This is a genomic window from Roseateles asaccharophilus (assembly GCF_031458115.1).
In the GTDB taxonomy this organism is placed as follows: Bacteria; Pseudomonadota; Gammaproteobacteria; order Burkholderiales; family Burkholderiaceae_C; genus Pelomonas; species Pelomonas asaccharophilus_A.
Map to the genome: position 1 here is coordinate 217,992 of NZ_JAVDXV010000008.1, position 23,534 is coordinate 241,525.

Annotated in this window: 16 protein-coding genes; 9 read left to right on the plus strand and 7 right to left on the minus strand. The window is 68.3% G+C overall.

Annotated elements, in window-relative coordinates; translation table 11 throughout:
• Positions 1-26: 26 nt before the first annotated feature.
• The 3 genes from J2X21_RS20030 to J2X21_RS20040 form a co-directional block, all read right to left on the minus strand.
• Positions 27-2,024 carry a S9 family peptidase gene (locus J2X21_RS20030; protein ID WP_310331547.1) on the minus strand — a complete coding sequence of 666 codons (1,998 nt, stop codon included), beginning with the start codon at positions 2,022-2,024 and terminating at the stop codon, positions 27-29.
• On the minus strand, positions 2,014-4,752 hold the full coding sequence (locus J2X21_RS20035; protein WP_310331548.1) for a TonB-dependent receptor plug domain-containing protein: 2,739 nt from the start codon (positions 4,750-4,752) through the stop codon (positions 2,014-2,016). Before J2X21_RS20035 ends, J2X21_RS20030 begins: the two co-directional genes overlap by 11 nt.
• 191 nt (positions 4,753-4,943) lie before the next feature.
• Positions 4,944-5,690, minus strand: coding sequence for an acid phosphatase (locus tag J2X21_RS20040; protein ID WP_310331549.1), 747 nt, complete (start codon positions 5,688-5,690; stop codon positions 4,944-4,946).
• A gap of 61 nt (positions 5,691-5,751) precedes the next feature.
• On the opposite strand from J2X21_RS20040, the gene J2X21_RS20045 reads away from it, so the two are divergent.
• Positions 5,752-6,732 (plus strand): LysR family transcriptional regulator, encoded by a 981-nt coding sequence (locus tag J2X21_RS20045; protein ID WP_310331550.1) that lies wholly within the window; start codon positions 5,752-5,754, stop codon positions 6,730-6,732.
• A gap of 12 nt (positions 6,733-6,744) precedes the next feature.
• Here the strand turns inward: J2X21_RS20045 and J2X21_RS20050 are convergent, their stop codons facing one another.
• Entirely contained in the window at positions 6,745-7,416 is a 672-nt protein-coding gene (locus J2X21_RS20050; protein WP_310331551.1) for a PEP-CTERM sorting domain-containing protein, read from the minus strand.
• Positions 7,417-7,697: 281 nt separating this feature from the next.
• Here J2X21_RS20050 and J2X21_RS20055 point away from each other — a divergent pair, with 281 nt between their 5' ends.
• Together J2X21_RS20055 and J2X21_RS20060 are read left to right on the plus strand one after the other, a co-directional pair.
• A complete protein-coding gene (locus J2X21_RS20055; RefSeq protein WP_310331552.1) occupies positions 7,698-8,717 on the plus strand; it encodes a hypothetical protein in 1,020 nt (339 codons plus the stop codon).
• 3 nt (positions 8,718-8,720) lie between these two features.
• Positions 8,721-9,641 carry an alpha/beta fold hydrolase gene (locus J2X21_RS20060; protein WP_310331553.1) on the plus strand — a complete coding sequence of 307 codons (921 nt, stop codon included), beginning with the start codon at positions 8,721-8,723 and terminating at the stop codon, positions 9,639-9,641.
• Between the two features lie 76 nt (positions 9,642-9,717).
• Here the strand turns inward: J2X21_RS20060 and mpl are convergent, their stop codons facing one another.
• The 3 genes from mpl to thiD all read right to left on the minus strand — a co-directional run bounded on the left by mpl (position 9,718) and on the right by thiD (position 13,433).
• On the minus strand, positions 9,718-11,085 hold the full coding sequence (gene mpl / locus J2X21_RS20065) for a UDP-N-acetylmuramate:L-alanyl-gamma-D-glutamyl-meso-diaminopimelate ligase (protein WP_310331554.1): 1,368 nt from the start codon (positions 11,083-11,085) through the stop codon (positions 9,718-9,720).
• 26 nt (positions 11,086-11,111) lie between these two features.
• Positions 11,112-12,398: a glutamate-1-semialdehyde 2,1-aminomutase gene (hemL, locus tag J2X21_RS20070; RefSeq protein ID WP_310331555.1), complete on the minus strand. Its 1,287-nt coding sequence runs from the start codon at positions 12,396-12,398 to the stop codon at positions 11,112-11,114.
• A gap of 87 nt (positions 12,399-12,485) precedes the next feature.
• Positions 12,486-13,433: a bifunctional hydroxymethylpyrimidine kinase/phosphomethylpyrimidine kinase gene (gene thiD, locus J2X21_RS20075; RefSeq protein WP_310331557.1), complete on the minus strand. Its 948-nt coding sequence runs from the start codon at positions 13,431-13,433 to the stop codon at positions 12,486-12,488.
• A 182-nt stretch (positions 13,434-13,615) separates the two neighbouring features.
• Here thiD and J2X21_RS20080 point away from each other — a divergent pair, with 182 nt between their 5' ends.
• The 6 genes from J2X21_RS20080 (at position 13,616) to J2X21_RS20105 (ending at position 23,532) form a co-directional block, all read left to right on the plus strand.
• Positions 13,616-13,768 carry a rubredoxin gene (locus J2X21_RS20080; RefSeq protein ID WP_310331841.1) on the plus strand — a complete coding sequence of 51 codons (153 nt, stop codon included), beginning with the start codon at positions 13,616-13,618 and terminating at the stop codon, positions 13,766-13,768.
• A 49-nt stretch (positions 13,769-13,817) separates the two neighbouring features.
• Positions 13,818-14,207, plus strand: a complete 390-nt coding sequence (locus J2X21_RS20085) for a response regulator (RefSeq protein ID WP_310331558.1) — start codon at positions 13,818-13,820, stop codon at positions 14,205-14,207.
• Between the two features lie 24 nt (positions 14,208-14,231).
• A complete protein-coding gene (locus J2X21_RS20090) occupies positions 14,232-14,597 on the plus strand; it encodes a response regulator transcription factor (protein ID WP_310331559.1) in 366 nt (121 codons plus the stop codon).
• A gap of 21 nt (positions 14,598-14,618) precedes the next feature.
• Positions 14,619-15,149, plus strand: a complete 531-nt coding sequence (locus J2X21_RS20095; protein ID WP_310331560.1) for a chemotaxis protein CheW — start codon at positions 14,619-14,621, stop codon at positions 15,147-15,149.
• 71 nt (positions 15,150-15,220) lie between these two features.
• The gene (locus J2X21_RS20100) at positions 15,221-17,596 is read left to right on the plus strand and encodes a methyl-accepting chemotaxis protein (protein ID WP_310331561.1); all 2,376 of its coding nucleotides are present in this window, start codon (positions 15,221-15,223) and stop codon (positions 17,594-17,596) included.
• Between the two features lie 32 nt (positions 17,597-17,628).
• Positions 17,629-23,532, plus strand: a complete 5,904-nt coding sequence (locus tag J2X21_RS20105) for a hybrid sensor histidine kinase/response regulator (RefSeq protein ID WP_310331562.1) — start codon at positions 17,629-17,631, stop codon at positions 23,530-23,532.
• The last annotated feature ends 2 nt before the right edge of the window (positions 23,533-23,534 follow it).

Consider the following 23,534-nt stretch of genomic DNA (forward strand, 5'->3'; position numbering starts at 1 on the left):
TTGTTGTTTCAGGGCCAGGCTATTGGCTACTGCAGCGACTTGCCTTCAAGCAACCGCGTGACGAACTCCAGCGTTGCCTGCGTCAGGTAGCTGCGGTTGTCGGCATTGCCGAAGCTGTGCCCTTCGTCGTCGGCGGTCAGGAACCACACCGGCGTGCCCGCCGCTCGAACCGCGCGCACCATGCCCTCGGCCTCGCCCCAGGGTACGCGTGGATCGTTGCGGCCGTGCACGACGAACAGCGGCTTGCGCACCGCGTCGGCACGCGCCAGCGGTGAGATCTGCTGCAGGAACTCGCGCATCGATGGGTCGCGCTCGTCGCCGTACTCAGCGCGTCGGTTGTCGCGCCGGTAAATCTCGGTGTGCTCCAGGAAGCTGACGAAGTTGGAGATGCCCACGCGGCAGATGCTGCCCAGGATGCGCTTGGACTCCTGCGTGGCCACCGCCAGCGACATGTAGCCGCCGTAGCTTCCACCCACGACGATCACGCGCGAGGCATCCATGTCGGGCCGCGAGGCCACGAGATCCAGCAGCGTGCTGATGTCGCGCACCGAGTTCTCGCGCAGCCGGCCGTTGTCCAGCTTCAGGAAGCTCCTGCCGAAGCCATCGGAGCCGCGCACATTGGGCTCGATGACGTGCATGCCCAGCTGCTCCACCAGGATGCGCGTGACTCCCGACACGTAGCCAGGGCGTGCCTGCGATGCCGGGCCGCCGTGGATGCTGATGTACACCGGCCGAGGGCCGGTGAAGTGTGCCGGCGGCGCCAGGTGCAGGCCGCTGAGGGGCAGCCCATCGAAGCCATTCCAGCGCAGCACGCTGGCACGCAAAGGAGCGCCGCTTGCAGCCGCGCTCCAGGCGTTGAGCTTTTCGTCCTGCAGCGACCACACATACAGACGGCCAGGGCTGTCGGCGGACACATGGCTGAAGCCCAGCAGTGGCAGCCGCGGGTGCCAGCGCGGGCCGCGCAGCACGCCGGGCGGCAGGTCGCGGGCCACGCGGCGAACGGCCTGCCCGTCCGCCGCCAGCATTGCCAGCTCGGAGATGCCGTCGACGTTGTAGACCAGCGCCAGCGGACGGCCATCGGCCGGCGCGGCCAGCGCCTCCAGGTCGGCGCGCTCATTCACCAGCAGGTTGCTGCGCCGGCCGGTCCCGGCGTCGACGCGCACGAGATGGCGGAACTCGCCCTGCACCGCTTGCCGCCGCCACAGCAGGTCGGGCGCGTCGGCGGCGGCTGACGCCGCCATGGCCGGGCGCGCCGCGCTGTCGTCATCGTCCAGCTCGCTGCCGGCCTCGCTGCTGGCGCCGCCCAGCGCCACCGGGGGCTTGCCGTCCAGCGTGAAGGCCTGCGCCTGGCTGCGTCCACCACGAGTCAGCGTCGCGACGATGCGGCCTCCGGCGCTGACGCGCAGGTCCGTGTAGCGGGCGCCGCGCACCTCGGCGACGAGACGGCGCGAATCCGGCTGCTGCGGGTCGATCCACCACAGGCTGCTGCGCGAGGTGGCGGCCGTGCCACCTTCGCGGTTGAGCTGCTCCTGCAGGCAGACCAGGCCGCCAGCGCGCGGCAGGAACTCAAACTCGCTGACGCGTTCGCCGGCGGGTGTCAGCGCCTGCGGCTCGCTGCCGGGCACGAGTCGGAACAGGCGGAACGCCTCGTCACCGCCCTGGTCGCGGCTGAAGACGAGGTATGCGCCCGCCGAGGGCTCCCAGCGCGCGCCGCTGACGGCATCGCGCCCCTGTGTAAGTGGCTCGGGCTTGGCGCCGGCCGCCGCGACGCGGTGCAGCTGCTGGCTGCCGCCGTGGCGATACAGCACCAGCATCTCCGCGCGCAGCGGATGCCAGTCCAGAAAGCGCACGCCCTGTGCTTCCGGGGCATCGCTGGCGGTGTTGTGGCGCTCGAATGCCGGGATGCCATCAGCCTTCAGTTGCCCTGCCGGCAGCACCAGTGCGGCTGCCGCCGGCCACGGCAGCAGCGCGGCCAGCGCCGCGCCCAGCAGCGTGCGGCGGTGGGAGAGGGCGTCAGAACTCATAGGATGCATTGACCGAAAGATAACGGCCATACGCATTGGCTACGCCGCCGCTGACGCCCACCTCGGTCTCGTTCGGGTCGAACGGCGGGCGCGAGTCGGCCAGGTTGCGCACCGTGCCGCTCAGTCGGATGCCCTTGAAGCCCTTGTAGCTGATCGACAGGTCGGCCGTGCGCCAGGCTTTCATGTGGCACAGATTGCCGTAGCCGGCGGCGGTCAGCGTGCTGTCGCAGCTGCTGTCGGCGTCAAAGCTCTGGAAGCCGCTCTGGTGGTTGCCACTGAGCGTCACGGACCAGTCGCCCTGGCTCCAGTTGGCGCTGATCTGCAGTTTGTCGCGCGGCACCTTGTAGTAGCCCAGCGTCTCGATGTCGGGCAGGCCCTCCTCGTACTGCTCCTTGCGCGACAGCATGCGCGTGCCCTTCAGGCTCAGCTTCAACCTGCTGTACTCGGCCAGGCCGAGGCGCTGGCTGAACTCGTAGTCCAGGCCGCCGGCACTGGAGCGGGCGAGATTCTGGTACGGGCGCCGCACCTGGTACACCTGGCCCAGCGTCTCGCCGGCCGACGGCGGCAGGCGCATGACCATGCCAGGGAACTGGCTTTCACGGTTCAGGATCTCCTGCGCGCTCAGGCGATCCACCTCGCCGCGGCGTTCGATGTACCAGGCGTCCAGCACCACATCCATGCCCTGAGCTGGCGACAGCAGCAGGCCCAGCGTGTAGGAGTCGGATTTCTCGGGCTTGAGGTTGGGGTTGGCCAGCGACACGGTGGACAGGCTCAGCGAGCAGTTCGTATTGGCGCTGTTGACGGTGGGGCAGAGCCTCGGGTCGCGATAGCCGGAGCTGAACGAGAACACCGACGAGGTGCTGATCTGCGACAGCGACGGGGCGCGGAAGCCGTTGGCCCAGGTGCCGCGCACGGCGGCCCAGTCGGACAGCTTGTACTTGGCGCCCAGCTTGGCGGTCACGGCGTTGCCGAAGTCGGTGTAGTGCTCGGCACGCAGTGCGATCTGTGTCTCCAATCCCTTCGCGAAGGGCAGTGCCAGCTCGGCGTAGGCGGCGCTCACGTTGCGCGAGCCGCGCGCTTCGCCAATGCCGCGGCCGATGATGTCGCCGGCGGCGGTGCGCGGGTCGGCAGCGACTTCGAAGTTCTCGTGCCGCAGCTCGGCACCCAGGCCCAGCATCGCGGCACCGCCAGTCATGGACCACAGCTCGCGAGAGCCGCGCAAATCCAGCGAACTGGTTGCGGCGGTGCCCCAGTCATTCAGCGCGGGTGACAGGATGGCCAGCACCTCGGGGCTGTTCTTGCCGCCGAAACGGTAGCTGCCGTCGGCCAGCACCTTGTTCAGGCCCGACAGGCTGAGGCGGCCGGTGAGCTGCTTGGTGTTCTTCTGGTAGTGATGCAGCAGGCCGCCGTCGATGTCCCAGCCGGCCAGCGTCATGCTGCCGCTGATCACCGCGCGCACGTTGTCGGCCTGCGTGTGATAGTCATAGGGCAGGTCGGCGAAGCGGTAGCGCAGACCCATCACGGTGGGGGCGGTATAGCGGGTGGTCGTGCCGGTGCTGTTGGGCAGCAGCACGGGGTTGCTGGCGCTGGCCAGGCGCGTGGGGTTGTCGGGGTGGTTGGCCGGCAGCGCCAGGCCCATGAACTGGACGGTCTTGCCTTGCGAGTCGCCCCAGGTGGTCAGCGACTCGGTGCGGCTGGTGGGCGAGTCCGTGTAGTCATTCTTCACGCGCGAGGCCATCAGTTCAGCACTGAGCGTCGCACCGCCCACGGCCAGGCTGCCGCGCGCGAACACGGAGCCGCGCTTCTGGTCGCCGGTGTACTGGGCGTACTGCGTCGAGTCCCACAGGCAGCGCGGTGTCGAAACGGTGGATGAAACCGGGCCCTGCGTCGCGCAACTGGACGACAGCATGCCTCGGAAGCTGCCGGCCTTGCCGGCGTTGTAGGTATAGAGATTGCCGGGGTAGGAGGAGGTGGAGCTGGGCGTCAGGCGGCTGTACAGGGTGGTCAGCAGATCGCCGTGCACGAGGTTGGGCGCCTCGTTGATGCCCACGCCATCGCGGATGAAGATCTCGGCGCCCAGCATCAGGTTGTAGCCATCGCGCGCGATGTCGCCGACGCCCACCATCACGTTGGCGGTCTGGCTCCTGAACAGGCCGTCGAAGCGCTGCTTCGCGTTCGTCTCGACAAGAGCGCCCTGGTAGTCGTTGCGCAGGATGATGTTGACGACGCCGGCCAGTGCGTCCGAGCCGTACAGCGACGAGGCACCCGACTTCAGGATCTCCACGCGCTCGATGGCCGACATCGGGATGGCGTTGACGTTGAACACGGTGGACTGACCGCTGTTGGGGTCCACCACGCCGGCCGGCGCCATGCGGCGGCCGTTGATCAACACCAGCGTGGCGGCCGAGCCCATGCCGCGCATGGAGATGGACGCCGTGCCGGCCGCGAAGCCGTTGCCGGTGCCGATGTCGTCCAGGCCGCCGGTGCCGACGGAGGCATCCATGCGCAGCAACTCGTCCAGCGTCGTGGCGCCGGCGCGCAGGATGTCCTCGCGCTTCAGGATGGTCACGGGCGCCGTGGTTTCGGTGTCGGTGCGCTTGAGCATCGAGCCAGTCACTTCCACGCGGTCCAGCTTGTTGCCGGAATCAGTGGGTTGCGCGGATTGCGCATGAGCTTGGGACAGCAGCGCGAGGCTGGCCAGTGCGAGGAGGTGCAGACGAGGCTTCACTTGGGGTTCCTGGAGGTTTCTTGTGATGAGGGGACAGGCCGGAAGCGACGGCGCACAAGCGGCGGATGGGCGCTTGGCGTCGGGCAGCTCGGGCGCTGCGTGATGCAGGAGCTGCGTCGCCTGGGGGGTGCTCCGGGCGACGGCTGGCCTGTCGTGCGGCTTGTGGCCGCGGTGTGGAAATTCAGACGGTGTCAGCGCGGCGACGCGAGCTCGGCACGTGCGCGCTCGATGTCACGCTGGAAGTCGGCATGGCTGTCCAGCTGCGTGACCACGGCGGTCGCGAGCTGGCGGGCGGCCTCGATGTCGGACGGGAAATGCATGCCACAGACCAGGCGGCTGTCGGCGTACTCGGTTGCACGCGTCAGCAGCGCCGGCGCACGTTCGGGCATCACGCGGGCCAGCACCAGTGCTACCGTCCAGCCATAGGCGGCGTGGCCCGAGGGGTAGGACGTGCGGCGCGTGCCGTCAGGATCGGGGTTGCCGCAGACGTAGATGGCCTGCATGCGCTGGTAGGGGCGGGCGCGTGGATGCGCGGCCTTGGCCGCGAACGCCGGGCCGCCGACCTGCTTCAGGGACCGATTCAGCAACTGCACGATGGCAGGATGGCCGTCGCGGCGCAGCGCCGTCACACCCAGCGCAGGCGCAAAGCGGTCGTACAGCCACTGTGAATCGGCCCGCGCCTGCTCGCGCCGTTCGGCAGAGGCCTGCTGGCGTGCCTGCAGCGCTGCGATGTCATCACGGTCCGTGGCAGAACCGGGCTCGGGTGGAGGCGGCAGCACCAGCGCGTAGAGCGCGCGAGCGTCGAAGTAGGGCTGCACGTCCTTGTGGCTGATGGGCGGCGACTCCCACTCGGGCGAGGCGGCGTGGCTGACCGCGCAGACCAGCAGCGAGCAGGCGACCCAGAAACGCCCTAGGGATGGCATGAAGCGTGCATTCATGTATGCACGCTAGCCCCGGGTGCCGGGGCCGACATGAAGCTTTCTTTGCTAGAGTTTTCCGATGGTTATGCAGGATTCGATGGCGCACGGCTCGGCGCCCAAGCAGGCCGAGGACTTCGTCGTACAGCGCCTGACCCTGCGACAGCTGCGAGTGCTTCTGGCCCTGGCGGACAAGGGCAGCATCAGTGCCGCGGCCGATGCGCTGCACGTGACGCAGCCGGCCGTCAGCAAGACGCTCAGCGAGTTGGAGAGCGGCCTGGGACAAACCCTGTTCGTGCGTCGCGGCCGTAGCATCCGTGCGACGGCGCTGTGCGAACGCCTGCTCTTGCTGGCCCGCAAGCTGCAAGCCGACCTGCGCCGGGGCGGTGAGGAAGTGGCCTCGCTGGCGCGTGGGGTCAGTGGTGATTTGCTGCTAGGGGCGACCAATGCGGCGCTGGCCGACTTGCTGCCCGACGCTGTCACGGCCTTGAAGACCGAGTCGCCGGGGGTGGCCGTCAGCGTGCGAACCCACTCGTTGGCGAGCATGTTTGACGACCTGCGCCAGGGGCGCCTGGACCTGGTCATCGCGCGCGTGCAGGGCACCGATGTGCCGGCCGACCTGGAACGCATTCAACTGATGCATCAGCAGGAGGTGCTGGTCATCAGCCAATGCCATCCGTTGGCGACCAGCCGCCACCTGAGCTGGGAAGTGCTGGCGCAACAGTCGTGGATCTGGCCGCTGCCGGGTACGCGCATGCGCACGCTGCAGGATGCCAAGTTCCACAGCCTGGACCTGGCGCTGCCCACCAATCTGTTCCAGACCGACGATCTGATGGTGACCATCAGCATGATGCGGCGCATGCCGCTGGTGGGCTATCTGCCGGGCAGCATCGCGCGCGTTGCTGCGCGCGAAGGCCATGTGCGCATCCTCGCGCTGGAGAACGCGCGGCTGCCGCTGGACGAGATGTGCGCCTGGCATATGCGCGAGCCGCAAGGTGAACTGGTGGAGCGATTCAAGCAGCTGCTGTTGGCCGCCGCGGCACGGCTGGAGAGCGAGACCTGAGTCCCACGAGGTTTAGGCTTGTCCGAATCTGGACCAGCGCAGCACGGGAATCAGCCCCAGCGCCAAGAGCAACACGGTCGATGGCTCCGGCACCGGGGTGGTTTGCACCTCGATGTTGATGGTCTGGCTTGAGAAGCCGCCACCAGTGCTGTAGGTGTCGGTCATGTCGCTGTACGAGTACTGCCACGACGTGCACTGCAGCGTGATGCCACCACCCGTGTCGATGTTGATGCATTCACGGCTTGCACTTTCGCTGCTGGTGTAGACCGACACGTCGCTCAGCCACGAACCCGACAACGTCACGGCGTAGTTGCCTGGGGTCGGATACAGCACCGAGAAGTTCCAGGCGCCGCTGTAGCCGCTCCCCGGCGCCGCGGACGGCATGTCGATGAAGGTCTGGCCGTCGGCGTAGAGCTGAACCTCCCGCACAGTCTCCTGTTCGGAGCGGTACCAGTTCAGCATCCAGAACTGGGGGCCCTCCATGGGCGCCGGCTCGTTGAGATCGCTGCCGCCGTCCGAGTACGAATAGCCGGTGACGCTGAATGCGGCGAAGAAGTTGACAGTGCTGCCCTCAACGACGGTGGTAGCCCCCGCGCCGAAGGAATCGATCTGGCCGCTTCCCGCCACGGCAAGCATGGGAGCCAACAGCGCGCCCATGACGAAACGATTCCTGGCAGCGGACATGACGGTCTCCTCAAGTTGGAGCCGCAAGGCTAGACGTTCGGTGCCTGGAGATCATCTGACAAGGTAGGGGCTTGGCCTCTGCTGCGCTGACCGGACGGAGCAGGGGCTCAGGGTCAAACTCACTCGTGCTGATACGCCTGATGTGTCGCTGGCCAGAGTGCTTCGCATCATCACGATTGCCGATGGCGCCGAGCCAACCATGTAGACATCGGACTCGGCGCGCCACTACGCTGACTGCAATGCCAGCTCATTCAGGGCGGGCCAGGACTAGGAGGCGCCCCATGCTGGACCCCGGTTTGTCGATGGCCGGCCTGCGCGAGACCGCTTCGGCGACGCTGCTGTTTGCTGGTACTGCCCTGGTGCTGGCGCTGGTCGTCGCGGTGGTGTTGGGTGTGCTGGACGAGCTTTTGCTTCGGCGCTGGGTGCATATGCGGGCACTGCGATGGTGGTTGGAGCGCATCGTGCCGAGTGAAGGAAATGACAGCCGAAACGCCCCCGCCGAACTGGCGAAGCGCAGAGACGAGCTACGCCGGGCTTTCGAGGTGCCGATGATGACGGAGCCCGCCTCGGAGGCCTTGCCCGATCCACGCGAGAAGCAGGAAGGCGACCCCAGAACAGAGGCGGTTTTCTGGCAATTGGTGACTCCCGTCTCAGGACTGACGTCGAGACAGTTGATGGGCATCCTGTCCTCGAGCGTGCAGGCAGAGTTGGGCAATCGCTACCCCAGCCCCTTCGTGTGCTGGTTGGCGGCTCTGGGATCGATGCCGATCAAGCCATCGCCATTCCAGGCATTGAAGCCGTCGAACGATACGGCGGCTGATCCGGACAACAGCGCCGCCCGTGGTGCGCTGCAGGCCTATGCCGAGCGCGCGCTTGACGGCTTGCAAGTGCAACTGCTGCGAGCCCGCACCATCTTCCGACACACATTTGCGGCCGTGTTGGTCGTGTGGATGGTGATGCTGCTCGCCGCGCAGGCGAACTCTGAAGCCCAGGTGCGTGAACAGGACGCTGCGGTAAAACTCGCCGCGCAGACGGCAGCTCGCGAGCAGGCGACGATGGCTGTCCGTGCTGCGGCCAGTGCGCCGGTATCAGCGAGCAGCCAGTTCGACGCTGCACGGGCCACGTCGTTGCTGGGTGCGCTGACGGAAGAGGAAAAGGCCAGGAAAGATCAGGTGGCCGCCTACAAGGTGCATCGACAGCTGTCGATGCTGCTTTACGTGGCTCTCAGCATCGTGGCAACCGCGTTCGTGTCAGTGCTGTCGGCACCTCTGGACCGGCTCACGGCAACGCGCGCTGGTTGAGCGATGAAGGACGAGAGGGTTCGTCGCTCGGACGTGACGGTCAGTCGCCGTAGCAACCGCGCACCCGTTGCTGATCAGGTTCAGGTGCCACACGGCTGGCGCGCACCCAGGCGGGCGGTGGTCCTCATCCATGGCTATCGCACCACCCAGGACAGGGCCGGTGGCAACTACGACGCTTTCCAGGCGCTGTTGCGAGACACCTTGCCAGACGTGGCGGCACCGATCGACCTCGTGGCCCTCACGTGGCCGGGCGACGGGCCCGTGCCCGGGCTCGACAGGCTGTATTTTGCCAAGGCCCATGAGCACGCCACCCAGGCTGTCGGACCCATTGCCCGATTTCTGCGAGGTGTAGACAAGAGGGAGGCGCGGGTCGATGGCCCTGAGGCTTGGCAGGAAGTGGTCATCGTGGCTCATTCGCTGGGGTGCTTCCTGGCGACCGAGGTGGCAAAGGCGCTACTGGAAAGCCCGCAGCCGCGGCCGCAGCTGAAATTGGTGTTGATGGCTGCGGCGATGCCGGTGCATGGTGATTACGAGACCCTGAAGCAACACAAGGCGCAGTGTGAGGTCTACGTGATGCACTCGCTGAATGACGAGGCCTTGGGAATGGTTTTCAACGCAGGCTGGCGCATGGTAGAGAGGCGCTGGATTCGGGGCGTGGAAGCGGTGGGCCTCAAAGGCAATCCGGAAGAGGGCCTATGGGCGGGGAGTCAGGTGATGGAAGGCCATCGTCATGGGCACTATTGGCCGAATGCCGCTTCCGTCAGGCGGGTATGCGTCTTCCTGGGTTGGATCACGGAAGAGCAGTTGCGAACCCGTGACGCCGCTGACGCCATGCTGCTGGAGCGCGCACCGCTGCTAGAGCGCGCGACTGCCGAGCGTGTTCTGTACGACTCGTACGGCGTTTCTTTTCATGGCTTCTTCTGATCCAGCCACTGGGCGGCTTCCGCCTCTCGTGACCAAGCTTTGCAACAGCTTGTCGTGAATGCCGCTCCTCGGGCCTTCAGGCCCGGGCGGCCAAGCTTTGCAACAGCTTGTCGTGAATGCCGCCAAATCCACCGTTGCTCATGCACAGCAGGTGATCGCCCGGCTTTGCCGCCTTGACGACTGCGGCAACGAGGGCATCCACATCCGCCCCAACGAAGGCCTGCGCCCCCATCGGTGCCAGTGCCTCTCTGGCGTCCCAGCTCAACCCCTGCTGGTTGCAGAAGGCAAGGTCCGCCTCCTCCAGCGCCCAGGGCAGTTGGGCCTTCATCGTGCCCAGCTTCATCGTGTTGGAGCGCGGCTCGAAGACGGCGAGGATGCGGTCGGCCGGGGCGATGCGGCGGCGCAGGCCATTGATGGTCGTGCGGATGGCGGTGGGATGGTGCGCGAAGTCGTCGTAGACCCTGATGCCACCGGCCTCGCCGCGCAGCTCCATGCGGCGACGCACGTTGTGGAACTCGGCCAGCGCGGCGGCGGACTGCTCCGGCGACACGCCCACATGCTCCGCCGCCGCGATGGCGGCCAGCGCGTTGAGCTGGTTGTGCTCGCCGATCAGGCTCCATTCGACGCGGGCCACCTTGAGGCTGCCCCGCAGCACGTCGAAAGCCTGCGGCTCGCCGCGAGCGCGCAGCATGCCGGCCTCTTCCTTCTTGGCGCCGAAGCGCTGCACCTCGCTCCAGCAGCCGCGCGCGATCACGCGCTGCAGCGCCTCCTCCCGGGCGTTGACGACCAGGCGACCGCTGGCCGGCACCGTGCGCACGAGATGGTGGAATTGGGTCTCGATGGCGGCCAGGTCCGGGAAGATGTCGGCGTGGTCGTGCTCGAGGTTGTTCAGGATGGCCGTGCGCGGCCGGTAGTGCACGAACTTGCTGCGCTTGTCGAAGAAGGCGGTGTCGTACTCGTCGGCCTCGATGACAAACGGCGACCCTTCACCCAACCGGGCGGAGACGCCGAAGTTCTGCGGCACGCCGCCGACCAGGAAGCCCGGCTTCCGGCCGGCGTGCTCCAGGATCCACGCGAGCATGGATGTCGTCGTCGTCTTGCCATGCGTGCCGGCCACGGCCAGCACATGGCGGCCCTGCAGCACGTGTTCCGCCAGCCATTGCGGGCCCGAGACGTACGGCAGGCCGGCGTCGAGGATGGCTTCCATCAGCGGGAAGCGCTCGCCGCGCGTGACGACATTGCCGATGACGAACACGTCGGGCTTGAACTCCAACTGCTCCGCGCCGAAACCTTCGATCAGCTCGATGCCCAGCGCCTCGAGCTGTGTGCTCATCGGCGGGTAGACGTTGGCGTCGCAACCGGTCACGCGATGGCCGGCCTCGCGCGCAAGCGCCGCCAGGCCGCCCATGAAGGTGCCGCAGATGCCGAGGATGTGGAGATGCATGTCAGTCGGCCCGTGAGGGCAGGGGATCAGCGCAGGGCGGTGCGCGCGGCCGCGAGCGTGGCATCGAGGTCGGCCTGGCTGTGCGCCGCCGACACGAAACCAGCCTCGTACAAGGCCGGAGCAAGATAGATGCCGGCGTCCAGCATCGCGTGGAAGAAGCGGTTGAAGCGCTCCTTGTCCGTCGTCATGACGGTGGTGTAGTTTTGCGGCAGCTCCGGCATCAGGAAGAAGCCGAACATGCCGCCTTCGCAGTCGGCGCTGAATGGCACGCCGTTGTCGGCCGCAACTGCCCTCAGGCCATCCACGAGCTGCTGGGTCTTGGCCGACAGCGATTCGAAAAAGCCGGGTTTCTGGATCTCGCGCAGCGTCGCCAGACCGCAGGCCGTGGCCACCGGGTTGCCCGACAGCGTGCCGGCCTGGTAGACGCCGCCCAGCGGTGCCAGGTGCTGCATGACCTCGCGCTTGGCGCCAAACGCCGCCAGCGGCATGCCGCCGCCGATGACCTTGCCGAACACCGAGATGTCGGGCGCGAAGCCGGGGATGAGCTTGGCGTAGTGCGCCTGCGCCGAACCCAGGCCCACGCGAAAGCCCGTCATGACCTCGTCCAGCACCAGCAGCGCGCCGTGCTGCGTGCACAGCTTGCGCAGTGCCGTCATGAACGGCACCGACGCACGCACGAAGTTCATGTTGCCGGCGATGGGCTCGACGATGACGCACGCCAGTTGCGCGCCGGCTTCAGCGAACGCGGCTTCCAACTGTTCGACGTTGTTGTATTCCAGGACCACCGTGTCGGCGGCCGCACCGGGCGTGACGCCGGCGCTGGTGGGGTGGCCGAAGGTGGCCAGGCCCGAGCCGGCCTTCACCAGCAGTGCATCCGTGTGGCCGTGATAGCAGCCCTCGAACTTGATGAACTTGGGCCGGCCGGAGGCGCCGCGCGCCAGCCGGATGGCGCTCATGGTCGCCTCGGTGCCGGAGCTGACCAGGCGCACCTGGTCCATGCTGGGCACCAGCTTCAGGATCTCCTCGGCCAGCTCGATCTCGCGCTCGGTCGGCGCGCCGAAGGAGAAGCCTTCGGCAGCGGCCTTCGTGACGGCTTCCAGTACGGCGGGGTGGCCGTGGCCCAGGATCATCGGGCCCCAGGAGCCGATGTAGTCCACATAGCGCTTGCCTTCGGCGTCAAAGATGTAGGCGCCATCGCCGCGGGCGATGAAGCGGGGCGTGCCGCCCACGGCGCGGAAGGCGCGCACGGGAGAGTTCACGCCGCCGGGGATGACGCGGGCGGCGCGCTCGAACAGTTCGGTGTTGGTTGCCATGGCTTGTGGCCGATGTCGACAGAAAGAATGTAGTACCAAGCGACGGCCGTGGCACGGCCGCCGCAGCCATCCGGCGCGGTGGCCGGTTCAGTGCATGCGCCGCGGCGTCTTGGGCGACGGATCCGGCTCGGGCTCGGGCTCGAAACTGTCAGGCTCGCCGCCTTCCTCGTCGGCGGGCGGCAGCGCCCAGAAGAAGCGGTCGGGCACGACATTGCCCATGCCTGGGCGGAAGCCCGCGTCCAGCGACTGGTCCAGGAAGGACAGCGCCTCGCTGACGGCGGAATGCAGCTCGGCGCCGACCGAGAGCAGCGCGGCCAGCGCGGCGGCCAGCGTGTCGCCGGCGCCGACGAAGGCCGTCTCGAAGCGCTCGAACTTCTCGCCGGTGATGGGGCCGGACGCGTTCGCCAGCACGTTGTCCACGTACTGGTTGGGCAGTTGCATACCGGTCACCAGCACATGCTGGGCGCCCGACTGCGCGGCCGCGACGGCCAGCTCGCGGGCCGACGGCGTGCGTTCGCTGTCCCAATCGGGCAGCAGGAAGTCGGTCAGCGTCTTGTGGTTGCCCACCAGAACGGCCGTCTGCGGCAGCACGAGTTCGCGCAACGCATCCAGATAGCTCTGCTGGTCGTCCTCGTCGATCCAGGCAACGGACGGCAAATAGGTAACAAGCGGTACATCCGGATAGTCGCTCAGCACCTCGGCGACGGCGCTCACGGCCTCGGCATTGCCAAGGAATCCGACCTTCCAGGCCGTGATGGGCACGTCCTCCAGGATGTGGCGTGCCTGCTCGGCGATGGCGTCAGGGTCCAGGTTGTGATGCTCGAAGACCTCGGCCGTGTCACGCAGCACGACCGCGGTGACCACCGGCAGGCAGTGCGCGCCCATGGCGGCGATGGTGGCCACGTCGCCAGCCAGGCCGCCGGCGCCGGAGGCGTCGCTGGCGTTGAAGCTCAGCACGCAGGCCGGCGGCGGGCTTTCCTGCTCGTCTTGGGACGGGTCGACGTCGGGGTCGACGGAGTGGGGTTTGGAGCTCATGAGGTTGTCGTGGCGGTTGCCGCCGACGGCGGCCTAAAGCGTGGAGTCTGCCGCTAAAAGAGCCGTTCTGTGGCCCTGGGCACAGGCGTTTGCCCTCAGCATTGCGCTCACGGGCCCTGGCTAGAATGATTCGATTGTAGTGAGCAAACTCTGAGCAACACGTGAGCGAACCCAGCACCTGGATGTGCCTGATCTGCGGATGGATCTACGACGAAGAGACCGGTGATCCCGACCACGGCATCGCCCCCGGCACCAAGTGGGCCGATGTCGACATGAACTGGGTCTGCCCGGATTGCGGCGCGCGCAAGGAAGACTTCGAGATGGTGCGCATCTGACCCTGCCGGGCCGGACCAGTCCCGAGCTGAAGATCAGAGGAGACGAGGTTTGAACGAGCAAGTTTCTGGTGCGGGTCCGACCCGCATCCTGGTCATTGACGACAGCAACACCATCCGCCGCAGCGCGGAGATCTTCCTCAAGCAGGGGGGGCATGAGGTCGCCCTGGCCGAGGACGGTTTCGACGCGCTCGCCAAGCTGGGGGATTTCCATCCCGACCTGGTCTTCTGCGACATCCTGATGCCGCGCCTGGACGGGTATCAGACCTGCGCCATCATCAAGCGCAACCCGGAGTTCTCGGGGGTGCCGGTGATCATGCTGTCGTCCAAGGACGGCTTGTTCGACAAGGCGCGCGGGCGCATGGTCGGCTCGGAGGACTACCTCACCAAGCCCTTCACCAAGGACCAGCTGCTTCAGGCGGTGCAGCAGCACCGCCCCTGAGGCATCAATAGAGCGAGAACTGCCATGAGCATCCACAACATCCTCCTGGTCGACGATTCCAAGACCGAACTGCACGCGCTGTCCGAGATGCTGACCAAGCGCGGCTTCAACGTGCGCACCGCCGAGAACGGCGAGGAGGCCATGAAGCGACTGGCCGAAGGCAAGCCCGACCTGATCCTGATGGACGTGGTCATGCCCGGCCAGAACGGCTTCCAGCTGACCCGCGCCATCACCCGCGACGAGCGCTACGTGGGCGTGCCAGTCATCATGTGCACCAGCAAGGGCCAGGAGACCGACAAGGTCTGGGGCATGCGCCAGGGGGCCAGCGACTACGTCGTCAAACCCGTCAAGGCCGAAGAGTTGCTGGCCAAGATCAAAGCCCTCGGCTGACCCCCGGCCGGCGCTGCAGACATGGCGAACAAGACCGCTCTCCGAGAACTGCAACAGCGCCTGGCCGAGCGCATGCAGGCCGCGCGTGAAACCACGCTGATCGCGAACTGGCTGGCCGTCGACTGCGCCGGCGTGGGCCTGCTGTTCTCGCTGAAGCAGGCCAGCGAAATCTTTGCACCCGTGCCGATCAAGCCGGTGCCCTACGCCAAGCCGTGGCTGTCCGGCGTGGCCAACCTGCGCGGTGGCCTGTTCACCGTCGTGGACTTGGCCGTCTACCTGGGCCTGCGCGACCCCGCGCCCGGCCGCGCCGTGGGCGCCCAGGCTCGCCTGGTGTCGCTGAACAGCGACCTGAACCTGAACTGCGCACTGCTGGTCGATCGCCTGGCCGGCCTGCGCAGCGACGAGCAACTGCCGCTGGCAGCCGAGCAACCCGCCGGCCCGCTGCCGCGTTTCGCCGGAGCGCTTCGGCGCGACGAGGCGGGGCGCCATTGGCAAGAAATCAATCTCGAAGCGCTGTCGAGGCAGGAGAACTTCCTGCACATCGTGGCGTGACGCGCTGTTAGCTAGTCCCAGGGTCCGCGTTGGGAGTCGGACCATCACAAACATTGAAGGACGAGGGTGAGATGAGCCTGCTTGACAAGATGAGAGGAAAGTCCGAAGCCGATGATCTGGCGCCGGCGGTGCCGGAGGCCCCGGACACGACCATCGACTCGACCAGTGCCGGCGCCTTTGACGCGACGCGCAACGCCGACTCCACGCTTGTCGGCATGGAACTGCCGACCCGGGCCGAGGACTACCTGCAGCCCGAGGAGCCGTCCATCATTTCGCCGGCCGTGCCGACGGAACCCGGTCCTGCGAGTGAATTCCCCGCCAGCAGCATGAACTTCGCGCCGACCACGCAAGCGGCCGATCCCACCATGCTGCCGGCAGCCGCTGCCCCAGCCACGGGCGCCGAGAAGCTGGCCGATTTCATGGGCCGCAACCGCCAGCGCGTGCTGACGGCCCTGGTGGCCCTGGGCTTCGTGGGCACCACGCTCGCGGTCACGCTGGTGGTGGTCGGTGCCAACCGCAGTGCAGCGCAGGTGCGCGCCGCCGGTCAGGCATTGATGCACTCGCAGCGTATGGCCAAGTCCGTGTCCGCCGCGCTGGTGGGCAACCCCACTGCGTTCGCCGAACTGCGCGAATCGGTGGGCACGCTGAGCACTGTGGTCAACAACCTGAAGACCGGCGAGGGCGAGTTGTCCGTCGCGCCGGCCGCCGTGCAGCCCACGCTGGACACGCTGAAGCCGCTGGTCGAGCGCGCCGAGAAGAACGGCAAGATCGTGCAGGGCCAGGAAAAGGTGCTGACGCAGGTGGGACAGGCGCTGCGCGCCATCAACCGCCAGTCCAGCGACCTGCTGGAAAGCGCCGAGGCTGTCTCATCTCAGGCGCTGCAGATCGGCGCGTCCGCCGGTGAAGTCTCCGCGGTCGGCCAGCTGGTCATGCTGACCCAGCGTATCGGCAAGAGCGCCAACGAATTCCTGACGCAGGAGGGCGTGAGCCCCGAGGCCGTGTTCCTGCTGGGCAAGGACTTGAACTCCTTCAAGCTCATCACCGAAGCGCTGATCAGCGGCAGCCCCGAGCTGCGCCTGAACGCCGCCCGTGATCCGCAGCTGAAGGAACGCCTGCAGACGCTGCTGAAGCAGTACGAAGAGACCCGCACCCGCGCCAAGGCCATTCTGGACAACCTGCAAGGCCTGGTGGCCGCGCGTGAGGCGCAGACGGCCATGCTGAACGACTCCGAGCCGCTGCGCAAAGGCCTGGAACAGGCCGCGACGGACCTGGAAAAGTCCGGCGGCGCCGGCTGGGGTACCTTCCTGCTGCTGCTGGGCTCGCTGGCCGCGCTGGTGGGCGGTGCCGTCGGCTTCCTGCGCCTGTACCTGGCCGACCAGAGCCGCCGTGCCGAACTGGCCGAAGCCGAGAAGCAGCGCGCCGAAGCCGAGGAAGCGGAAGCCAAGCGCGTCAACGACGCCAACCAGGCCGCCATTTTGCGGTTGATGAACGAACTGGCCACGGTTGCTGAAGGCGACCTGACGCAACAGGCGACGGTGACGGAAGACATCACCGGCGCCATCGCCGACTCCGTGAACTACACGGTGGAGGAGCTGCGCAACCTGGTGGGCCAGGTGCAGTCGACGGCAGCTCGCGTGACGGACACGACCGGCGCGGTGGACCAGACGTCCACCGACCTGCTGGCAGCGTCCAAGGAACAGCTGCACGAGATCCGCGCCACTGGCGAGGCCGTGCTGGGCATGGCGGGTCGAATCACCGAGGTGTCCGCGCAGGCGCAGACCACCGCCGAGGTGGCGCGCAAGAGCCGGGAAGCCGCCGAGCAGGGTCTGTCCGCGATGCAGAACAACATCGCCGGTATGAACACCATCCGCGACTCCATCCAGGAGACGTCCAAGCGCATCAAGCGCCTGGGCGAGTCGTCGCAGGAAATCGGCGAGATCACGGAGCTGATCTCTGACATTACGGAACAGACCAACGTGCTGGCCTTGAATGCCGCCATCCAGGCCGCTTCGGCCGGTGAAGCGGGTCGCGGCTTCTCGGTCGTTGCGGAAGAAGTGCAGCGCCTGGCCGAACGCTCCGGCGACGCGACGCGCCGGATTGCCGCGCTGGTCAAGACCATTCAGACCGACACCCACGACGCCGTGGCCGCCATGGAGCGTTCGACGCGCGGTGTGGTGGAAGGTACGCAGCTGTCCGACGCGGCCGGCAAGGCACTGGAAGACATCGACAGCGTGTCCCGCCAGCTGGACGAGCTCATCGTGCGCATCTCCTCCAGCGCCCGCCAGGAAGCCGAGCACGCCAACGAGGTGGCGTCCAACATCCAGCACATCTTCGCGGTGACGGAGCAGACGTCCGAAGGCACGCGCTCGACCGCCCAGATGGTGCATGAACTGTCCCGTTCCGCCGAAGCGCTGCGCGCCTCGGTGTCTCGATTCAAGGTCGCCTGACCCCGGTCCGCCCCGAGCAAGAAAGCCCACGCATGGACAGCTCCCTGCGAGACTCCGAGTTCCCGGCCGACCTCAGCCCTCTGGCCTGGGTTCAGGAGGAACTGCGCCGCTCCCTGGAGTCGGTGCACAAGACCCTGCGCCGACTGGTGCGCGACAGCAACGACAACCGCGCGACCGCCTTCGGCACCGACGCCCAGCCCAGCGTGCCGCTGCAACAGGCCGTCGCGCAGCTTCACCAGGTCTGCGGCGTGCTGTCGTTGGTGGGCCTGCCCGCCGGCGCCGCCGTGCTGCGCGCCGCGGAGGCCGCGGTGGAACGCCTGGCCGAGCGGCCGCTGGAGATCGAAGCCGCCGCCGTCGACACCATCGAGCGCGCCAACTTCGCGCTGCTGGCCTTTGTCGCCCGCCTGCTGGCAGGCAACAAGGCCTCGCCGCTGTCGCTGTACCCCAGCTACCGCGCGCTGCAGGAGCTGAACGGCGCCGAGCGCATCCACCCAGCGGACCTGTGGCAGTTCGACTGGTCGTGGCGCGTCATTCCGCTGGATCCCGGTACCGCGCCGCGGTCGCCCGAATCGGTGCGCGCGCCGTTCGAGGCGGCGCTGCTGCGCCAGATGCGCGAGCCCAGTTCCGTGCACGCGGCCAACCTGTCGGGACTGTGCGCCGGGCTGGCGGCCTCGCTGCCGTCTGGCAACGGTCGCACGCTGTGGCAACTGGCCGCCGCCGTTTTCGAAGGCCAGGCGCTGAAGCTGCTGCCCAGCGACGCCTACACCAAGCGCCTGGGCTCCAAGCTGCTGCACGAGTTGCGCGTGCTGGGGCGGGGCGAGGTGTCCGATCGCCTTGCGCAAGACCTGCTGTTCTTCTGTGCCCAGTGCCGCCTGACGCGCGGCGCCGGTCCGCGCCTGACGGCGGTCCACGACGCCTGGCACCTGACCGACGAGCATGCCGGCGACTACGAGGACGACAGCCTGGGTCGCATCGACCCTGCCTGGGTCGTGCAGGCCAAGCGCCGCGTGATGGCGGCCAAGGAAAGCTGGTCCAGCGCCGCCGAGGGCGACCAGCATCGGCTGAGCGGCCTGGATGAGCAGTTCGCGGCCCTGTCCGAGTCGCTGACGCGGCTGTTCCCCAGCGGCGAGGTGCTGGCGCAGACGCTGCAGCGCGCCGTCGTCGCGACGCTGCGCTCGCGCAGCACGCCGCCGCCGGCGCTGGCGATGGAAGTCGCCACCAGCCTGCTGTATGTCGAGGCCGCGTTGGAAGACGCCGCCTTTGACCAGCCCGAACAGGCCGAACGCGTGCGCCGCCTGGCGCGCCGCGTCGAGGCCGTGGCCCATGGTCAGCCAGCGGATCCGCTGGAAGACTGGATGGAGGACCTGTACCGCCGCGTCTCCGACCGCCAGACGCTGGGCAGCGTGGTGCATGAACTGCGCGCCAGCCTCTCCGAGATCGAGAAGCAGTGCGACGAGTACTTCCGCAGCCCCACCCAGCGTGAACTGCTGATCCCCGTGCCCGGCCAGTTGCAGGCCATGCGCGGCGTGCTCAGCGTGCTGGGCCTGAGCCAGGCGGCTCTGGCCACGGTGCGCATGCGCGACGAGGTGGACGGCCTGGCCAACACCGAGATCGACTTCGAGCGTCCCGGCGCGCGCGACGTCTTCGAGCGCCTGGCCACCAACCTGGGCGCTTTGGGCTTCCTCATCGACATGCTGAGCGTGCAGCCGGCCCTGGCCAAGCGCATGTTCCAGTTCGACGAGGCCAGTGGCCGACTGGCGCCCGTCATGGGTCGCCGCGAAGGCGCTGTCGAGTTGCCCGACTTCGAGGCCAGCGGTTTCCACGTCGACCTGGAGCCTGAAGCTCCGTCCGCGTCCATGGAAGCCACGCAGCCGCTGCGCATCGACCTCGCGGCCATGGACCTGCCGGACCTCAGCCTGCCCGATCTGGACCTGTCGCAGCCGGCGCTCGCCCCGGCGCCGGTCGCGGCCCCCACGCCGGCGGCAGCGCCCGAGCCCAGCGTCGCTGACGACCCGGAGATGCGCGAGATCTTCCTGGAGGAAGCCGACGAGGTCATCGCCAATGCCCGCGCGGCCATGGAAGCCTTGCGCGACGCGCCGGCCGACCACGGCCAGCTCACCGTCGTGCGCCGCGCCTTCCACACGCTGAAGGGCAGCGCCCGCATGGTGGGCCTGAACGACTTCGGCGAAGGCGCCTGGGCCTGCGAGCAGCTCTACAACGCCCGCCTGGCTGAACCCCAACCGCAGGCCGATGCCGACCTGCAAGGCTTCACCACCGAGGCGCTGGACTACTTCGCCAACTGGCGCGAGCAGATCGCCGGCAACGTGGACGGCAGCAGCCATTCCGAGCCGCTGCGCCGCAGCGCGGATGCACTGCGCCTGCAGCGCTTGCGCGTGCCGCTGCTGGCCGACGATGCGCAAGCCGCGGACGTGGACCTGTCGCTGGACGGCATGGCCGCCGTCGAGGTGGTCGAGTTTCCGGCCGAGGTCGTCGCCGCGCCGGAGCCGGAGGTCGAGGCCGCCATCGCGCCCGACTTCATCATCGAGCTGGCCGAGCCGGCACCGCCGCTGCCCGAGCCCGTGGTCGAGGAGGTCACGCTGGATCTGGGCACGCTGGGCGACCTGGACGCCGCGGCCACCGAACCCATGCCGCATCTGGCACCCACCGAGCCCATGCCGCTGGCCGCCGCGCGAGATGAGCTCACACTTCCCAATTTCCGGCTGGAGCTGGACCTGGACGACGAGCCCGCGGTCATCATGCCCACGTCGGCCACCGTCGTGCCCGAGCGCCCCGAAGAGGCCACGATGACCTTGCCGGCGCTGGAGCCGGCCGAGCCCGACTTGAGCGATGTGCCGCTGCCCATCGCCGAGGTGCCTGAGCCCGAGCCCGAGCCGGAGACTGATCCCGTCGATCCTGACGAAGGCTACAAGGTCATCGGCACGCTGCGCATCAGCATCGCCCTGTTCAATATCTTCCTGAACGAGGCCGACGAGCTGTCGCGCAAGCTGGCCGTGAGCCTGGCGGAATGGGCCACCGTGCGCACGGCGCCGGTGCCGCCCAGCTGCGAGGTGCAGGCGCACGCGCTGGCCGGCAATGCCGGCACCGTGGGCTATGAGGACCTGTCCGCGCTGGCTCGCGAGCTGGAGCATGCGCTGGGACGCGCCCAGCGCGCCACGGCGTTCGACGAGGCCGATGCCGAGCTGTTCGTGCGTGCCGCCGACGACATCCGCCGCCTGCTGCACCAGTTCGCCGCCGGCTTCCTGAAGGCCAACGACCCCGACGTGGTTGCGCGCCTGCACGCCTATGAGCCCAAGGAGGCTCCAGAGGCCGGCGACGCGGAGCTGACGGCTGCTGCACCGCTGGACGAGCTGCCGGACGAGGTCCACACCCAGACCGGCGACTTCGACGCCGTCGCGCTCGAGGAGCCGCAGCCCATCGCGGCAACGCCGCTGCCCGACGATGACGTGCCGGCCATCGCCGCCGAGGCACTGGCGGCCGAACCGCAGCCTGTCGTCGAGCCCGAACCCGAGCCTGGCCTGCCGGATGCGATCGAGCCCGACCTCTATCCCATCTTCGAGGAAGAAGGCCGCGACCTGCTGCAGCAGCTGCACGGTGCGCTGCGCGACTGGCTGGCCCAGCCCGAGGATCTCGGACGCTCCGACGCCTGCATGCGGGCGCTGCACACCTTCAAGGGTGGCGCCCGCCTGGCCGGCGCGATGCGCCTGGGCGAGCAGGCCCACCACCTGGAATCCGCCATCGAGGACCTGCTGCGCGCAGGCCACGCGGACTACGCGCAGGTCGCGACGTTGCAGCACGAGGGCGATGCGCTGGAGCATGCTTTCGAGGCGCTGGGCGAGAGCCTGAAGGCGCCGGCCGCTGCCGCGCCGGCAGCGCCCATCGCACCGCCGCCCCCGGCGCCCGCGCCGTCGCCGGCTGTGGTCGAGGAGGCCCGGCCCGAGCCGCTGGCCCGCTTCGCGATGCCCGCGCCGGTCGAGGAGGTGCTGCCCGAGTCTGACCGCAAGATCGACTGGAGCCGCTTCGCCGACGCCGCCGAGATCGAGGCCGGCAGCGACAACCTGGCCATCGGCCAGTCGCTGGTGCGCGTGCGCGGCAGCCTGCTGGAGCGCATGGCCACGCAGGCCGGCGAGGTCAGCATCCGGCGTGCGCGGATGGAGTCCGAGCTGGTCCAGATGAAGACCGCGCTGCTGGACCTGGACGACAACCTGGAGCGCCTGCGCACCCAATTGCGCGAACTGGACTTGCAGGCCGAGGCACAGATGCATGCGCAGCAGGAAGCCGCGCAGCAGGGCGGCCGCGAGTTCGACCCGCTGGAATTCGACCGCTACACCCGCTTCCAGGAACTGACCCGCATGCTGACCGAGTCGGTCGGCGACGTGGCGACGCTGCAGCGCACGCTGACGCGCAACGTGCAGACCGGTGAAGACGAACTGGCCGCCCAGTCGCGGCTGACCCGCGAGCTGCAGGACGACCTGCTGCGCACCCGCCTGGTCGAGTTCGACAGCATCGGCGAGCGTATGCACCGCGTGGTCCGCCAGGCCTCGCGCGACGCCGGCAAGCAGGTCAAGCTGGAGATCCGCGGTGGCCAGACCGAGCTGGACCGCTCGGTGCTGGAGCGCACCTCGGGCGCGTTCGAGCATCTGCTGCGCAACAGCGTGGCCCACGGTATCGAGGCGCCGGAGGCTCGCGCCGCCGCCGCCAAGGACCCGGTCGGCACGCTGCGCATCGACCTCAGCCAGCATGGCAACGAAGTGCTGCTGAACTTCAGCGACGACGGCGCCGGCTTGAACCTGGCCCGCATCCGCGAGCGCGGCCTGCAGCTGGGACTGATCTCGGCGGATGCCGAACCCGATGAGGCGCAGCTGCGCCGCCTGATCTTCGCGCCGGGCTTCTCCACGGCCAGCCAGGTCACGGAGCTGAGCGGACGCGGCATCGGCATGGACGTCGTGCGCGCCGAGGTCGGCACGCTGGGCGGCAGCATCGAGACCACGTCGACCGCCGGTCAGGGCACCAGCTTCCTGCTGCGCCTGCCGCTGACCACCGCGCTGACGCAGGTCGTGCTGCTGAAGAGCGGCGACCAGGTCGTTGCCGTGCCGGCGGCGCTGATGGAGTCGGTGCAGCGCGTGCCGGTCGAGGCCGTCGAGGCGGCGTACGCCACCGGCAAGCTTCAGCATGGGGGCGCCGAGCTGCCGTTCTACTGGCTGGGTGGCCTGCTGGGCCAGGCCGGCCGCGGCCACCCGCATGGTCGCCACGCGCCCGTCGTGCTGGTGCGCAGTGCCCAGGCGGCGCTGGCGCTGCACGTCGATGAAGTCGTGGGCAACCAGGAAGTCGTCGTCAAGAACCTCGGTGCGCAGCTGAACCGCGTGCCGGGCCTGGCGGGCATCAGCCTGCTGGCATCGGGCGAGGTCGCGCTGATCTACAACGTCGTGGCTTTGGCCGACTGGTACGGTGCCGATGCCCAGGCCCGCCTGGCCGCGCTGCAGGCGCATGCCGAAGGCGGCGCCGCAGTGCCGGTTGAGGCCGCCGACGAGGTGGCGCAGGCGCCGCTGGTGATGGTGGTCGACGATTCGCTGACCGTGCGCCGCGTGACCCAGCGCCTGCTGGAGCGCGTGGGTCTGCGCGTGCTGCTGGCCAAGGACGGCCTGGATGCGATGGAGAAGCTGGCCGGCGACGAACTGCCGTCGGTCGTGCTGTCCGACATCGAGATGCCGCGCATGGACGGTTTCGACCTGGTGCGCAATATGCGCGCCGACACCCGCCTGGCAGCGCTGCCGGTCATCATGATCACGTCGCGCATCGCGCAGAAGCACCGTGACTACGCGGCGCAACTGGGTGTGGACCACTACCTCGGCAAGCCTTACGACGAGGAACACCTGCTGGGCCTGATCCGCCAGTACACCCAAGTTGCGGTAGTCTGAGA